The organism is Nocardia sp. NPDC050713, from assembly GCF_040654315.1.
GTDB lineage: Bacteria > Actinomycetota > Actinomycetes > Mycobacteriales > Mycobacteriaceae > Nocardia.
Genome location: NZ_JBFAHS010000012.1, coordinates 252,030 through 266,828 on the forward strand (window position 1 = coordinate 252,030; position 14,799 = coordinate 266,828).

At 64.7% G+C, this 14,799-nt stretch carries 14 protein-coding genes; 4 read left to right on the forward strand and 10 right to left on the reverse strand.

The window, feature by feature from the left end:
* Positions 1-103: 103 nt before the first annotated feature.
* The 8 genes from AB0H49_RS22865 to AB0H49_RS22900 all read right to left on the reverse strand — a co-directional run bounded on the left by AB0H49_RS22865 (position 104) and on the right by AB0H49_RS22900 (position 7,914).
* Positions 104-1,297, reverse strand: a complete 1,194-nt coding sequence (locus AB0H49_RS22865; RefSeq protein WP_357254176.1) for an acyl-CoA dehydrogenase family protein — start codon at positions 1,295-1,297, stop codon at positions 104-106.
* 196 nt (positions 1,298-1,493) lie between these two features.
* The gene (locus AB0H49_RS22870; protein ID WP_357254178.1) at positions 1,494-2,312 is read right to left on the reverse strand and encodes an SDR family oxidoreductase; all 819 of its coding nucleotides are present in this window, start codon (positions 2,310-2,312) and stop codon (positions 1,494-1,496) included.
* Positions 2,313-2,367: 55 nt separating this feature from the next.
* Positions 2,368-3,585 (reverse strand): iron-containing alcohol dehydrogenase, encoded by a 1,218-nt coding sequence (locus AB0H49_RS22875; RefSeq protein ID WP_357254180.1) that lies wholly within the window; start codon positions 3,583-3,585, stop codon positions 2,368-2,370.
* 214 nt (positions 3,586-3,799) lie between these two features.
* Positions 3,800-4,597, reverse strand: coding sequence for an enoyl-CoA hydratase/isomerase family protein (locus AB0H49_RS22880; protein WP_357254182.1), 798 nt, complete (start codon positions 4,595-4,597; stop codon positions 3,800-3,802).
* Positions 4,598-4,605: 8 nt separating this feature from the next.
* Positions 4,606-5,409: an SDR family NAD(P)-dependent oxidoreductase gene (locus AB0H49_RS22885; RefSeq protein WP_357254184.1), complete on the reverse strand. Its 804-nt coding sequence runs from the start codon at positions 5,407-5,409 to the stop codon at positions 4,606-4,608.
* 41 nt (positions 5,410-5,450) lie between these two features.
* Positions 5,451-6,062 carry an SDR family oxidoreductase gene (locus tag AB0H49_RS22890; protein ID WP_357254186.1) on the reverse strand — a complete coding sequence of 204 codons (612 nt, stop codon included), beginning with the start codon at positions 6,060-6,062 and terminating at the stop codon, positions 5,451-5,453.
* Positions 6,063-6,443: 381 nt separating this feature from the next.
* Positions 6,444-7,580 (reverse strand): thiolase family protein, encoded by a 1,137-nt coding sequence (locus tag AB0H49_RS22895; RefSeq protein WP_357254188.1) that lies wholly within the window; start codon positions 7,578-7,580, stop codon positions 6,444-6,446.
* Between the two features lie 37 nt (positions 7,581-7,617).
* Complete coding sequence (locus AB0H49_RS22900; RefSeq protein ID WP_068062102.1) at positions 7,618-7,914, reverse strand: OB-fold domain-containing protein; 297 nt, start codon at positions 7,912-7,914, stop codon at positions 7,618-7,620.
* Between the two features lie 544 nt (positions 7,915-8,458).
* On the opposite strand from AB0H49_RS22900, the gene AB0H49_RS22905 reads away from it, so the two are divergent.
* On the forward strand, positions 8,459-9,556 hold the full coding sequence (locus tag AB0H49_RS22905; RefSeq protein WP_357254191.1) for a CaiB/BaiF CoA-transferase family protein: 1,098 nt from the start codon (positions 8,459-8,461) through the stop codon (positions 9,554-9,556).
* Positions 9,557-9,648: 92 nt separating this feature from the next.
* On the forward strand, positions 9,649-11,484 hold the full coding sequence (locus AB0H49_RS22910; protein ID WP_357254193.1) for an acyl-CoA dehydrogenase: 1,836 nt from the start codon (positions 9,649-9,651) through the stop codon (positions 11,482-11,484).
* Positions 11,485-11,624: 140 nt separating this feature from the next.
* On the opposite strand, the gene AB0H49_RS22915 is transcribed toward AB0H49_RS22910, so the two are convergent.
* Positions 11,625-12,440 (reverse strand): SDR family oxidoreductase, encoded by an 816-nt coding sequence (locus AB0H49_RS22915; protein WP_357254195.1) that lies wholly within the window; start codon positions 12,438-12,440, stop codon positions 11,625-11,627.
* A 47-nt stretch (positions 12,441-12,487) separates the two neighbouring features.
* A complete protein-coding gene (locus AB0H49_RS22920) occupies positions 12,488-13,165 on the reverse strand; it encodes a TetR/AcrR family transcriptional regulator (RefSeq protein WP_357254227.1) in 678 nt (225 codons plus the stop codon).
* 252 nt (positions 13,166-13,417) lie between these two features.
* Here AB0H49_RS22920 and AB0H49_RS22925 point away from each other — a divergent pair, with 252 nt between their 5' ends.
* Both AB0H49_RS22925 and AB0H49_RS22930 read left to right on the forward strand, forming a co-directional pair.
* Positions 13,418-14,548 (forward strand): Re/Si-specific NAD(P)(+) transhydrogenase subunit alpha, encoded by a 1,131-nt coding sequence (locus tag AB0H49_RS22925; protein ID WP_357254197.1) that lies wholly within the window; start codon positions 13,418-13,420, stop codon positions 14,546-14,548.
* A partial coding sequence (locus AB0H49_RS22930; RefSeq protein ID WP_357251034.1) for an NAD(P) transhydrogenase subunit alpha occupies positions 14,548-14,799 on the forward strand: 252 nt, incomplete at its 3' end. The genes AB0H49_RS22925 and AB0H49_RS22930, both read left to right, overlap by 1 nt.

Genomic DNA, 14,799 nt, shown 5'->3' on the forward strand with positions numbered 1-14,799 from the left:
AAGGATCGACCCGGTGGGACGGCTTGCCGTGACGTGATCTCCCAGCTGGCATCTACGACCCCGGCTGTGAGGCACAGTCAGCTGACCACGTGCGCGCTAACTCTCAGGCCGAGGTGGGCGTCGAATGAAGGGTCCCGCGGGTGCCTTCGGTCATCGAGCGGGCGATGATCGACTTCATGATCTCGTTGGTACCGCCGTAGATGCGTTGCACTCGAGCATCCTCATACATCCGACCGATCAGATACTCGCGCATGTACCCGTATCCGCCGTGGAGCTGGACACACCGATCGACTACCTCACAATGGCGATCGGTGAGCCAGTACTTGGCCATCGCCGCGGTCGTAGCGTCGAGTTCACCACGCAGGTGCTGTTCAACGCAGTGGTCGAAGAAGACCCGGCCCGTGTGCGCCATGGTGTGGCATTCGGCCAGCTCGAATGCCGTGTTCTGGAACTCGAACACACTCTGCCCGAATGCTCGACGCTCGGTGGTGTATCGCACTGTTTCCTCGACCGCGCGGCGCATCGCTCCCACCGATTGCGCAGCGATGATCAACCGCTCCTGCCCGAGCTGAGCCATCATCTGCCCGAACCCGCGGCCCTCCTGACCGCCGAGCAGGTTGTCGACAGGCACACGCACATCGGTGAACGACAGCTCCGACGTGTCCGCACCGTGCTGTCCCACCTTGTCCAACACGCGGCCGACCGCGAAACCAGGACAATCCCGCACATCGACGAGAATCAGCGACACGCCTTTGGCTCCGGCCTTGGGGTCTGTCTTGACCGCCAGCACGATCAAGTCCGCACAGGAACCGTTCGTGATGAACGTCTTGGAGCCATTGATCACGTAGTGGTCACCGTCGCGCACCGCGCGGGTGGTGATGTTCTTGAGATCCGAACCCGTCCCCGGCTCGGTCATCCCCAAAGCGCCGACGACCTCACCGGCAGCCATCGCCGGCAACCAGGTTCTCTTCTGGTCCGTTGACCCGTACTCGTTGATGTAATGCGGAACAATCCCGCTGTGAATGCTCAGCCCAAGCGCGAAGTCACCTGAATAGCCTTGTGCTTCGAAGACCGCCAGGTCGTGCGCAATCGTGCCGCCGCCGCCGCCGAACTCCTCCGGAATCGAACACAGCAGAAGCCCGAGTTCTCCGGCCTTGCGCCATACCTCTCGCCCCACGTGCCGCTGCGCATCCCAACGCTCCGCATGCGCCACGACCTCGCGCCGAAAGAAGTCGGCAGCGAGTTCGGAAACGGCCGCGATCTCGTCATCGTGCCAGGATGGAGTGTGGGTGATCATCGAATACTCTCTACGGTCGATCAGGCTGGGCGCCATGTGTACGGACATCGGGCGCTGAGCACTCGGCGATATCGCGCCGAGCGCGATAGCATTGCGCTACAACTACTTTCACAATTCCTGGCATTGCCCAGCTGCCCGAAGCAGCCGGCAGTCGCCTCGACCGCTCCTCACGAAGCCGGCCTCGTTCCCCGCGGCGCTACAGATCTGCGGGTCGTCCCACGACGGGTAGCCGCTCGATGTCAGCGATGAGATCTCGCGCCTGCTCCAGCGCGAAGTCCCGGGAGTAGGGATTGGTGGCGATGACCCGTCTGCCTGCCAGCAGGCCGTCGAAGGCCATCGCGGCCACCTCGGCGGTCTCCTGCGCGTAGGGGGCGATTGTCGTCTGTGCCTTCGGATCGGCGGCGATCATCGCCCGGACCCCGTCGGTCAGGGTCCATCCAGGAGCGAGCAACGAAGCGCCGACACCGGAGGAGCTCAGATCTCGTGAAGCAGTCCTCGCCAGACCCAGCACCGCGTACTTCGTGGCCGTGTAGATGCTGAGCGGCTCGACGTGCGGCGGCACTCCGAGCGAGTGCTCGGACCCGGTCAGCATCAGATACGCCGGCCGGCCGGCCGCCGCCGACTTCCGCAATTGATCCGCGAAGACGTGGATCATATTGAACGTCCCCTCGACGTTCACCCGAATCACTCGTGCGGCGTCCTCTGGCTCGACACTGTCGAGTGGCCCGAAGGCCGCCGCGCCGGCGTTGCTGCAGACGACGTCGACGTTGCCGAAGCGCTGGATCGTCTCATCGAGCACTCGGCGCACATCGGCAACCTCGGAAACGTCGGCCTGCGTCGACTCGACCTCGGCGCCCGACTCCCGCAGGGCCTCAACGGCTTCAGCCGCGTCGTTGACGTCGACGATCATCAGCCGCGCCCCGCGTGACGCAGCTTCCCGCGCCAGCGCGAACCCGATATCCGATGCCCCGCCGGTGACCACCGTTACAGCGTCGCGTAGATCTACGTTGGCCACGCCTCTCCCCTCTTCTCCAGTTTCCTATGGCTCTCGTCGACCGTCTTGGACCGGACTAGCCCGACACAGTCGCCAAAGCCCGTCTGATGTCATCCGCTGTCGTGATCGGAACGACGTTGTGCAGGGTGACGTAAGGATGCGCAAGAGTATGCGGTATCACGTCCTCGACCTGCGCCGCATCGAGCCCGAGATCCGCGAGAGTGGTCGGCATCTCGCACTCGCGCAGCAGATCGAACAAGATCTCGTCAATGGGGTCGTCAGGGCGGCCCATCGCCGCTGCCACCTGCCCGAGCCGCGGATCGCTGTGACCGCGCCACCACCGCGCCTGGGCAAGCATCATGACGCACGCGGTCTCACTGTGTCCGATGTGCGCCCACGGAGCGATCACATGAACCATGAAGTGGCTGAACCCGTGCGGCACCGACATCTGGCACACCCCGCCCAGCCAGGAAGCCTTCTGTAGCGTCGGCATCGCGGTGTCGAGGTCGTCTCGCGCGAGAGCGCGAATGCCTTTGTGGAACTGCTGGACCGCCTGCAATGCCAGCACGGTGACGATGTCGTTCGGTGCGGTCGTCATCACATTGTTGATCGAGTGGTCCAATCCGCGGATCGCCGTTTTGAGGGCCAGCCCCTTCGGGGTGTGGCGCACGATCGCAGGGTCGAACACGATCGCACGACCGACTCCACGTGGTATCCGCAGGGTGATCTTCTTGTCGGTCTCGTCATCGACGGGCGTTCCTGCGGGCGTCCACTCCGACAGGGAGAACGTGGTCGGGATCGTGATCTGACGCAGCTGCGGATTGTCGTCGAGCACCGGCGACTGATCCACCCGTAGCGCACGGAAACCTTCGCGGGTCCGGACTCCTTGCGTGACGCCGAGCTGCACGAACTTTCCGAAGTCCATCACCGAACCGCCGCCGATACAGATCAGCACGTCCGCACCGGCGTCGCGGACCTCATCGATCGCCGCAAGTACATTCGTGATCGGCGCGTGCTCGCCGACCCGGTCACTGACGTTCACCACGCTGCCGCCGAGGCCCTCGACGATCTCGTCAACCACGTCGGTGGTGCGATTGAGCGTGCGCGAGGTGAACACGAAGGGCCGCTGGTATCCGAACTTCTCCACCAGCCGCGGCACGTCCCGAGCGGCTGTCGCGCGGAAGAGAACTTCGTCGCAACCGTTGGGAAAGAAGAATCGTTGCGCCGCGTCTTCGCCTTCGTATGGAAAATAGAAGCGCTCAGAGCGCGCTCTGTCATTAACGGGCACAGTCATTGTCCACCTCTTGCCTGGCCCCGTCTTCGACGAGACCTCGTCATCCCGAGCAACAGCAGCGCCGCCGATCCGTCCGGCACGGCCCAGACTCTGCCCGTCTGGCCGATGGCTACCTGTTGACTTCACTTGTCTCTCGCCGCTCCACTCGGCGCATGGCACCAAAGCATCAGCCACCTCATCTTCGGCCGGCGCATTTCACCCGCCGATCGTGCGGCTACCTTGCCTTGTAGACGGGGGGTCGCTTCTCGGCGAATGCACGCCGCCCTTCGATTCGATCCTCGCTGTCCCGGAGCGAGCCCCATAGCAACTGCTCGTAGGAACATCCGTCGTCCAAGTTCAGCGTGTCGGCAGCGTCGAGCGCCTTCTTCACGGCGCGCACGGCCAACGGCGCATTCGAGCAAATCTGTTCGGCGAGCGCGATCGCCCGCTCCCGCACCGTGCCGACCGGCACCAGCTCTGACACGAGGCCCAGCCGCAATGCCGTCTCGGCGTCGATCGGCTCCCCGGTGAGTGCCATACGACGAGCCACGCTTCGCGGGATCGCCCGACCGATCCGCTGGGTACCACCCGCACCCGGCACCGAACCGATCTTCACCTCCGGCAGCGCGAATCGCGCGGATGAACTCGCGATGTGGAGATCGGCCGACAACATGAGCTCCAGGCCGGCACCGTAAGCCAATCCGTTCACCGCGCAGATCACAGGTTTGAGATACCCACTGGGCACAGTGAACGGCTCCGCCCCACCGCCCAGAAAAGTACCGGCGAAACTACGTTCCGAGGGAGGCGTCTTGAGGTCGGCACCAGCGCTGAACGCACGGGTGCCGACTGCGGTGAGTACGATTACCCACACGTCATCATCTGCGGCGAGTCGCGCCCACGCGCTGCGCAACGCGTCACCGAGCGCGGGGTCGACCGCATTCAGCGACTTCGGCCGATTGATGGTCAAGACGGCTGTCTGGCCGACACGCTCCTCCAGCAGCACGTCACCAGTGTTCTCGTTTGCTTCTGACACGTCTGCTCCTACCGCTTCGCGGGCATGGCGAAAATACTCTTCCCGCCACACGAATAGATCACCTGACCGGTGATGGAATGGGCACGATCATCAATCAGGAACCGGACCAGATGCGCTATGTCGTCAGCACTTCCCAGAGTCCGTGTCGGCTGCGCGAGGATCAGGTTGTCGAGAATGCTCTGCGGTCCTTTTTCGACCGCGGGCGTGCGGATGAGTCCCGGTGCCACCGCGTTGACCGTGATACCGCTTCGCGCGAGTTCGAGGGCCAACGCCCTGGTCAAGCTCACCACACCACCCTTGGTCGCCGAGTAGTTCGCCTGACCCCACCATCCCAGCCATGCTCGCGATGCGATATTGACGATCCGGCCCGACCGCTGCTCACGCATGACATCCCCGGCGGCCTGGCAACCGTGGAAGACGCCCGACAGGTTGATACCGGTGACTCGGTCCCACGAGTCGGCCGTGATCTTCCGCAGTGCGGTGTCTTCTCCGATCCCGGCGTTGTTGACGAAGAAGTCCAGGCGGCCCCAGTTGTCGGTCGCTGCTTTGACGAGGGCTCGAACGGCGTCTGGATCCCGCACGTCGGCGTGCAGAGCCACCGATTCGGTTCCGTCGTTGGCGCGCAGCGAGTCGGCCACTGCTTCCGCACGCTCGGTGCTGACGTCACTGACGATGACGTGCGCCCCATCGGACGACAGGCGTCGCGCTATGCCCTCTCCGATGCCACTACCCGACCCCGTCACGATGGCGACACGACCCGCCAGCCCGCCTTTTCGCGGCGCTCTACGCTCGGAGTCTTGCTCGAGCTTCATGACAATCCTTTCCTGCCGAACGTTTCTTGCACTGCCTCGACTCAGGCACTGAGAGAGCTGAGGACACTGAGTCCGCCGGACACGTGGAGCACTTGGCCGGTGATGTAGCCGGATTCCGGATGCGAGAGAAACTCGACTGCGAATGCGACGTCCTCGGCATAGACCGGTCCCGTGATCGGTGGCGGAGGAGCTGCCCATGGATCATCGGTGGCCTCGACTGCCCCGAGTTCGTAGGGCGGGCACACGGTGTTCACCGTGAGTCCCCGCTGCCCCAGTTCGAGGGCAAGGCTGCGTCCCATGGCCACGATGCCGGCGAGGTCGATCGACGCCTCGGTTCGTCCGGGCCAGCCGAGATAGTCACGACCGGACACCAGGACCACTCGTCCCTCGTCGCGCACCAGGGAGGCTTCGCAGTCGCGCACGATGCGCAATGCGTGCGCTGCGAGGCTCCCCGCGTCTCCCTGTGGTTCGAACCCCAGAATCAGCGCGGTGATCGCGCACTTGCCATCGGTAGTGAGCTCCGCGACCGCTCGCAGTTGCTCGCCGCGGTCGGCCGACTCGATACGGACGACTGAGTCGCCACGATTGTCGAGCTCTACCTGTACGGCGTCCAGCGCTTGATGATCGCCGATGATGAGCGAGATCGACTCCACCGAACCTCCCAATCTCGTAGTTGCCCCGAGTCGATGTACGCAGCTCGCATTCCACCGCCCGTTGATATTCACGGCCTTCGCCGGGCGGTATGAGATCCGCCATATGTCTACCGTATTACATACTACGGCATACCGGCAAGGCCCTATCCGATTCGCCCGCGACAGGAGAAGCACCGCACAGTTCCAGCGGGCGCGACGTCACCGGAATGGCCGCACAGTCGATTGCCAGGGCCGGTTTTGCCGAGAGCAGCCGCATGGCAATGTGTTTCACCACAACGTCAGCCAATGACCGAATCTCTCCCGCGACGACGCATCAGTGGCGCCGTCCTGCGGCAGATCACATAGCGCTTCGCTTCCGCCCCGCAGCAACGCCGCGAGGTCTCACACCGTCAGAACGTGCACTCCGCAAGCACCGTTGTCGACGCCAGAGATGCCGCCCCCGGTCACATGGGTGACGGCTACGGAGGCATTGGGCACCTGCCGCTTCCCCGCCCGGCCGGTGAGCTGTTCGTACGCTTCGCCGAGTTGCGCGACTCCTGTGGCGCCGACCGGATGACCGCGGGCGATGAGGCCTCCGCTGGGGTTGACTGCGACATCTCCGCCGATGTGCGCCCTCCCCTCCGCAAGGAAGCGCGCTCCTTGGCCTCGCCCACAGAAGCCGAGCGTCTCGTAGTACAGCACTTCGGCGATGCTGAACGCGTCATGCACCTCGGCCAGATCCACATCACCTGGCCCGATATCGGCCTGGGCGTACGCTTCCTTGATCGCTCGAAGCGTGACATCCGGCAGCGTCAGATCGCGCGGTCCGTCGCTGAACAATCCCGACGTGATCACCGACGCTCTCACCTTGATGCTGTCAAGATTCAGTTCACGGGCGGCGTCTTCCGTGCAGACGAGCACCGCGCTGGAGCCGTCACTGTTCGGCGAACACTGCAAGAGAGTCAACGGATCAGCGATGGGCTTCGACTCCAGCACCTCGGCGAGCGTTACCTCGCTTTGGAACCGCGCGATCGGATTGAGCGCACCATTGGCGCGGTTTTTGACCGAAACGCCAGCGATGTCCCGGGGCTTCAGACCGTTCTCCCAGAGGTACCGCGTGGCGCGCATCGCGTACGAAGCCGGCATGATGTTGCCCTGCGCGGCTTCGATGTCGGTGGGATCGAGCCTGAGCGACCCGCCCCCGAACGCGGAAAGTCGCTCGGTGGCCACGACAACGACAACGCGCGCCTGTCCCGACCGCACCATGCCGATGGCGAGATGCGCGGCCGAAGCACCCGAGGCGCACGCGTTCTCCACGTTGAACACCGGAATGCCGGTCATCGACAGACGAGTCAGGATCCGCTGCCCCAGCAGCGTTCCTCCACCGCCACTGGCCGACACGACCGCGTCGACCGCGCCGCGGTCGACGCCGGTGGAGGCGAGTAGCCCGTGAACGGCGCCGGTGCCCAGCGCGACCATGTCGTCGGATTGCTTGACAAAAGGCACGGTGTGCGCCCCGGCGATGACGGGAATCGTCATGAAACTTCCTCTCGTGAGTACTCAGTCATCCGCAGGCCTAGAGCGCCGCAACGGTTTCGGTATCGCCGACGGCCGTACGCACCCGGCGAACGATCTTGATGAGCGGGAGGCCCGCATCGGATCTACCCACTTCGGCGACCACGACGGCCGACTCAGGCTGGATAGAACGGTCGTCCTCAACGTCGTACGCGGCCAGGACCCGCAGGCCGACCTCGAGATCGACGTGCGCGAGTCCGTAGGGGAGCTTGCGATCCTTCGGACCGGATCGGACCACCGTCGAGGAGTAGACGATGCCCACGCCGCTGACGGCGTCGTCCTCGATGTCCGCACTCATGCAGATCGGACATATCCGTGGTCGAGGAAGTGAGAAATGTGCACATTCACGACAGCGGCCACCAGAGACGGTAGTCGGACGATCCTCGGTTCCTGGATTGTGTTCGGTCACAGCCGAAAACCTCTCTCCATTTAGCGATGTGTGTTCGACGAGAGCGACACCGCAGTCCGCGGTTGCGACTCCAGCACTCCGTCTACGGTATTACATCCTACAACAGACCTAGATATTCGCCGAACGGCAGTAGCGGCACATCGGCATCACGGAACAGCAGTGGGCGATGCACGCGATCGCTCATGCCGCGACGACTTCCTCACCCTCGACGATGACGCCGCGTTCGAAACAGGCGCGTCGGCGCGCCCGGCACCGACCAGGTGCGGCGCGCTGACCGCGCGCCACCGGTTCAGAACGGCCTCGATCGGCTTGAATGCCATCCCAATGCCGACGGCGGGTGATCCGCCGAGACCTCGCCGACCGGACCGACCCTGAATATATATACTGAGCGATCGCTACATTGATTGGCTACGAACCAGAACCGAGGTAGGTCGTGAGAAGTCCATCCACTGCCAAGCAGGGCCCGCTCGCGGGTATCCGAATTGTCGAACTGGCGGGCATCGGGCCGGGTCCGCACGCCGCACTGCTCCTCGCCGACCTCGGCGCGGACGTGGTGCGGGTACAGCGCCCCGGCCAGTTCCCCGGACACACGGAACGCCCGCAGTGGCGCGGGCGGACCATCGTCGAGGCGAACCTGAAGGATCCGGCCGACATCGAGAAGGTGCTCGGACTGATCGAGAAGGCCGACGTGCTGATCGAAGGCTTCCGCCCTGGCGTCACCGAGCGCATGGGTCTCGGTCCCGACGAGGCGCTGGCGCGCAATCCGCGGCTGGTCTACGGCCGGATGACCGGCTGGGGTCAGGACGGCCCGCTGGCCGACCGCGCGGGTCACGACATCAACTACATCTCGCTGACCGGCGTGCTGAACGCGATCGGCCGCAAGGGCGAGCGCCCGGTGCCGCCGCTGAACATGGTCGGCGACTTCGGCGGCGGCTCGATGTTCCTGCTGTTCGGCATCCTCGCCGCGCTGGTGGAACGGCAGAACTCGGGCAAGGGCCAGGTGATCGACGCCGCGATGATCGATGGGACGCTTGCCCTTTCGCACATCTTCTGGAGTCTCAAGGGTGTCGGCCTGTGGTCCGACGAGCGCGGCGCCAACCTGCTCGACACCGGCATGGCCTTCTACGACACCTACGAGACCTCCGACGGCAAGTACATGGCCGTCGGCGCGATCGAACCGCAGTTCTACGCGCAACTGCTCGCGGGACTCGAATTCGATCCCGAGTACCTGCCGCCACAGCACGATCCCGACGGTCAGGAGCAGCTGCGCAAGCTGTTCGCGGACAAGTTCAAGACCAGGACCCGAGACGAGTGGACGGAAGTGTTCGACGGCACGGACGCCTGTTGCACTCCGGTGTTGACCTGGAGCGAAGCCGAGCAGAACGATCACATCTCCGCGCGCGACAGCCTGATCGAACTCGAGGGCGTCGTGCAACACGCGCCCGCGCCGCGGTTCTCACGAACCCCGGCCTGCGCTCCGGCACCACCGCCGCCGGCGGCCACGACCATCGACCGGATCTGGGTGGACTGAGCCGCCCGCCCGGATCGGAATGACCCACCGGCACTGTCGCCCATGTTGCCGCGTGCCGATCCGCACGCCTCGCGCCACGGAAAGAACCACTGATGAGCCATTACAAGAGCAACGTCCGAGACATCGAATTCGATCTTTTCGAAGTTCTCCGGATAGGCGAACTCCTCGACACCGGACACTACGGCGATCTGGACTCGGAGACCGCGCACGATATTCTCGCCGAGGTATCCCGGCTCGCCGAGGGACCGGTCGCGGAATCTTTCGCCCAGACCGATCGTGACCCCGTGGTCTTCGACGCCGCCGTGCACGAGATCCGAGTGCCTGATCCGCTGCGTAAGTCGGTGCTGGCACTTCACGAGGCGGGTTGGTGGCGGCTGGGCCTCCCGGAGGAGCTGGGCGGCGTCCCGGCTCCGATGCCCCTGGTATGGGCCGTGCGGGAGATGTTGTGCGCGGCGAATCCGTCGGCGAAATTCTTCCAGATGGGTCCGCAGATGGCGGAGGTGCTGTTCGAAGTCGGCACACCGCAGCAAAAGCACTGGGCCGCAGCGGGCTTGGAGCGCGGCTGGGCGGGCACCATGGTGCTCACCGAGCCCGACGCCGGGTCCGACGTCGGCGCGGGCCGGACCAAGGCGATCCCACAGCAGGACGGCACCTGGCATATCGAGGGCGTGAAGCGGTTCATCTCGGGGGCGGACGTGGGTGACACCGCGGAGAACGTCTTCCACCTGGTACTGGCCCGTCCGGTCGGCGCGGGACCTGGCACCAAGGGCCTGAGCCTGTTCTATGTTCCGAAGTTCCACTTCGACCCGCGGACACTGGAATTGGGTGAGCGCAACGGCGTTTTCGTCACCGGTGTCGAGCACAAGATGGGCATCAAGTCTTCACCGACCTGCGAGGTCACCTTCGGCAGCACCGACGTGCCCGCGGTCGGCTGGTTGGTCGGCGAAGTCCACAACGGCATCGCGCAGATGTTCAAGGTGATCGAAGGCGCCCGAATGATGGTGGGCAACAAGGCCGCGGGCACTCTTTCCACCGGATATCTGAATGCTCTCGAGTACGCCAAACAACGCGTCCAGGGCTCGGACCTCATCCAGTTCACCGACAAGACCGCGCCGTGGGTGACCATCACCCGTCATCCCGAGGTGCGCCGCTCCCTCCTGACGCAGAAGGCCTATGCCGAGGGGCTCCGGTCGCTGTATCTGTTCACCGCTGCCCACCAAGGCAACGTTCCGCGTCTGGCAGAGGTCGTTTCGGGTGCGGACGCGGAGCTGGCGGCCCGGGTCAACGACTTCCTCCTGCCGATCGTGAAAGGCGTGGGCTCCGAACGCGCCTACGACACACTCAAGCTGAGCCTCCAGACCCTCGGCGGCTCCGGATTTCTGCAGGATTACCCCCATGAGCAGTACATACGCGACACGATGATCGACACCCTCTACGAGGGCACCACCGCCATCCAGGCACAGGACTTCTTCTTCCGCAAGATCGTCCGAGACGGCGGGCGCGCACTCGGCCATGTCTCCGGCTTGATCACCACGTTCCTGGCCACCGGCGATCCGCAGGGGCGCCTCACTGCCGAAAGGCGACTGCTGGCAACGGCGCTCGATGATGTGCGGGCGATGGTGGAAACGCTCACCGAGTACCGGAGCGCCACCGACTCCGATCCGAAACAGATTTACAAGGTCGGCCTCGGCTCGGTGCCGCTGCTGTACGCGGCAGGGGATCTGTTGGTCGGCTGGCGACTGCTCGAACAAGCAGCGGTGGCGCTGGAGGCTCTCGCCAGCGGCGCCGAGAACGACGCTTTCTACCACGGCAAGATCGTCGTCGCGTCGTTCTTCGCCAAGAACTTTCTGCCGCAACTCACTTCGACTCGCGCGATCCTCGCGTCGCTGGACACCACCGTCATGGAAATGGACGAGGCGGCCTTCTGACGGGAACGTCGGACGGCGTAGGTATGGCAGGCGGTTACTGCCCGCCATCGAGCGTCCTGTCCCACGAAAGCCCCCGCCACAGGGGGCTTTCGTCGTCGAACACCATCGGGACAGACGATCAGAGCCGCTGGAGCCGTTGACTAGCCCTGAGCTTCGACAGACACCTCGGCCCAGTCCGCCCAAGTTTTCAGCCGATCGGCGTAGATGCCGGGGATGATCTCCAGCGGCATGGAGCCGAAGAACACCCGCAGCGGAGGTTCGGCGGCGTCGACGATCCTCAGCAGAGCCCGGCCTGCGGCGACCGGGTCACCCAGAACAGCCGATTCGAATTGCTTCGCGACGGCGGCGCGGACACCGTCGTAGACCGGCATCGGTTCGGCCAGCACCGCCGAAGATCCGGCCCAATCGGTCGCGAACCCGCCCGGCTCGACCAAAGTGACCTTGATGCCGAATCCCGCGACCTCCTTGGCCAGCGATTCGGTCAAACCTTCCAACGCCCACTTCGACGCATGGTATCCACCGAGAGTCGGGAACGTGGTGACACCGCCGATGGTGGAGATCTGAACGATATGGCCGCTGCCCTGCTCACGCAGCAGCGGCAGCACCGCTTGCGTCACCCACAGCGCACCAAACACGTTTGTTTCGAACTGGTCACGGATATCGGTCTCGCCGAGTTCTTCGACGACACCGAACAAACCGTAGCCCGCGTTGTTCACGATCACGTCCAGACCGCCGAAGTGCGCGTGGGCGCGCTTGACCGCCTCGTTGACGGCCGCCTTGTCGGTCACGTCCAACCGGAGCGGCAGAATCGCGTCCCCATGGTCCGCGACCAGGTCGGCGAGCGATTGGGTGTCGCGAGCGGTCGCGGCGACTTTGTCTCCGCGGCCGAGCGCCGCCTCGACGAACTGACGGCCGAGACCGCGGGACGAACCAGTGACGAACCAGATCTTGCTCATGTGCCTCCGATACTGATACTTGGATTTCCGGTAAAGAGTTGATTTCGTCAAGTGGCGGTGACGCGCGGGCTCCGATCGAGTGGAACGCGAGACAGACCGCCCCAGCAGAGCGTCACCACCGCTTCCACCGCGTCCGGCTTGGGGATGACTCGGCCGGTTTCGAGCCAGTACTGCGCCGCCAACCGGCTGGCGCCGACCAATCCCGCGGCCAGCACGCGAGCCCGCTGCGCACCGAGCGCGGATTCGTCCGCGACCAGTTGAGCAACAGCCTCCACGCAGGCATCGGTTCCACGCCCCACTCGCCATTGCACCGATGGCTCCGACGTGGCATCCGAGTCGAAGACCAACCGGAAGCGCTGAATGTCCTGGTCGACGAAATCGAAGTACGCCTTGCCCGCACCGTGGACGCGCTCTCGATTGCTCACGGGCGAGCTCAGCGCTCGCCTCACACTCTCGACCAGGATGTCTATGGGGCCGCACAACACCGCCAAGTACAGATCGAGCTTGGTCGAGAAGTGTTCGTAGAGCATCGGTTTGCTATAGCCGGCATGCTGGGCGATCTGGTCCATGGTGGCGGCGTGATAGCCGCGTGCGGCGAAGACTTCGGTTGCCGCGGCAAGGGCACGCCGCCGGCGGAAGTCGCGCCCGGCGCGGGCATCGTGTCCGCGCATCACGCCGCTGCCGACCCGTTGCCGATAGTCGAGTGGCGTTGCCGTCATCGTCATCAATCCTCTCGATCGGCGAAGCGTGGCGCCGGTGTCCGGACTGCTCCGTCACCGCTTCGACCTGTTCGCGCTGCCGATCGCTCCGCCGAGGCGTTGGACATCGCCTCGAGGTTCGTCTCAGTCGCCAGGTCTTCTCGATATTATTGTAGTGTACGCTCGATACAATTACTTTCCCCGGTAGACCCGGACGCGTCGCAGTACCGGTGGGTTGCCGGAGCTGCGGCCGCACGACGAGTAAGGAAACATCGACCAGTGGAGACAGCGCAGATCGACGACGCGGGGCGCCGTAACCGGCCCCGGGTCGGGGTCGTTCGTGAGACCGATGTCGGAGAGCGCCGGGTGGCCTTGGTGCCCAAGCTCGTGCCGAGCTTGACGCAGCAAGGTGTGGACGTGATCGTCGAGTCCGGTGCGGGTCTGGGAGCCTCGATACCGGACGCGGCGTACGTCGACGCGGGCGCGGCGATCGGTGATCCATGGGCCGCGGACGTGGTGGTGAAGGTGGCGCCACCCAATGACGCCGAGGTGCGGAGGATGCTGGTCGGGCAGACGTTGATCGGTTTTCTCGCGCCGCGCAGCGTGGACAACAAGATCAAGGCGTTGTACACGGCGGGCGTGCGGGCCTTCGCGGTGGAGGCGATTCCGCGTATCTCGCGCGCGCAGGTGATGGACGCGTTGTCCTCGCAGGCGAATGTGGCGGGCTACAAGGCGGTGCTGCTGGCGGCTTCGGAGTCGACCCGCTTCTTCCCGATGCTGACCACCGCGGCGGGCACGGTGAAGCCCGCGACCGTGCTGGTGCTCGGCGTGGGTGTCGCGGGTCTTCAGGCGCTGGCGACGGCGAAGCGTCTCGGTGGTCGCACCACCGGTTACGACGTGCGTCCCGAGGTCGCCGATCAGGTGCGTTCGGTCGGTGCGCAGTGGCTGGACCTTGGCATCGACGCCGCGGGCGAGGGCGGTTACGCGCGTGAGCTGACCGACGAGGAGAAGGCCACCCAGCAGCAGGCGCTCGAGGATGCGATCAAGGGCTTCGACGTGGTGATCACCACCGCGTTGGTGCCGGGTCGTCCCGCGCCGCGGCTGGTGACCGCCGCCGCGGTCGAGGGCATGAAGCCGGGCAGCGTGATCGTGGACCTGGCCGGTGAGACCGGCGGCAACTGCGAACTCACGGAACCCGGTAAAACCATTGTGCGCCACGGCGTCACGATTGCTTCGCCGTTGAATCTGCCGGCGACGATGCCCGAGCATGCCTCGGAGTTGTATTCGAAGAATGTGGTCGCGTTGCTGGAGTTGATGCTGAAAGACGGTGCGTTGCAACCGGACTTCAACGATCAAGTGTTGGCCGATGCGTGTGTGACCCGCAGCCCGATCGATGGCGGGTTGAGTTGATGTATACCGAACTGCTGGCGAACATCGCGATCCTGGTGCTGTCCGGGTTCGTCGGTTTCGCCGTCATCTCCAAGGTCCCCAACACCTTGCACACCCCGCTGATGTCGGGCACCAACGCCATTCACGGCATCGTGGTGCTGGGTGCGCTGGTGACGTTGGGCCGGGTGGAGAACCCCTCGATCGGCATCCAGATCATTCTGTTCGTCGCCGTGGTCTTCGGAACGCTGAACGTGATCGGTGGTTTCGTGGTC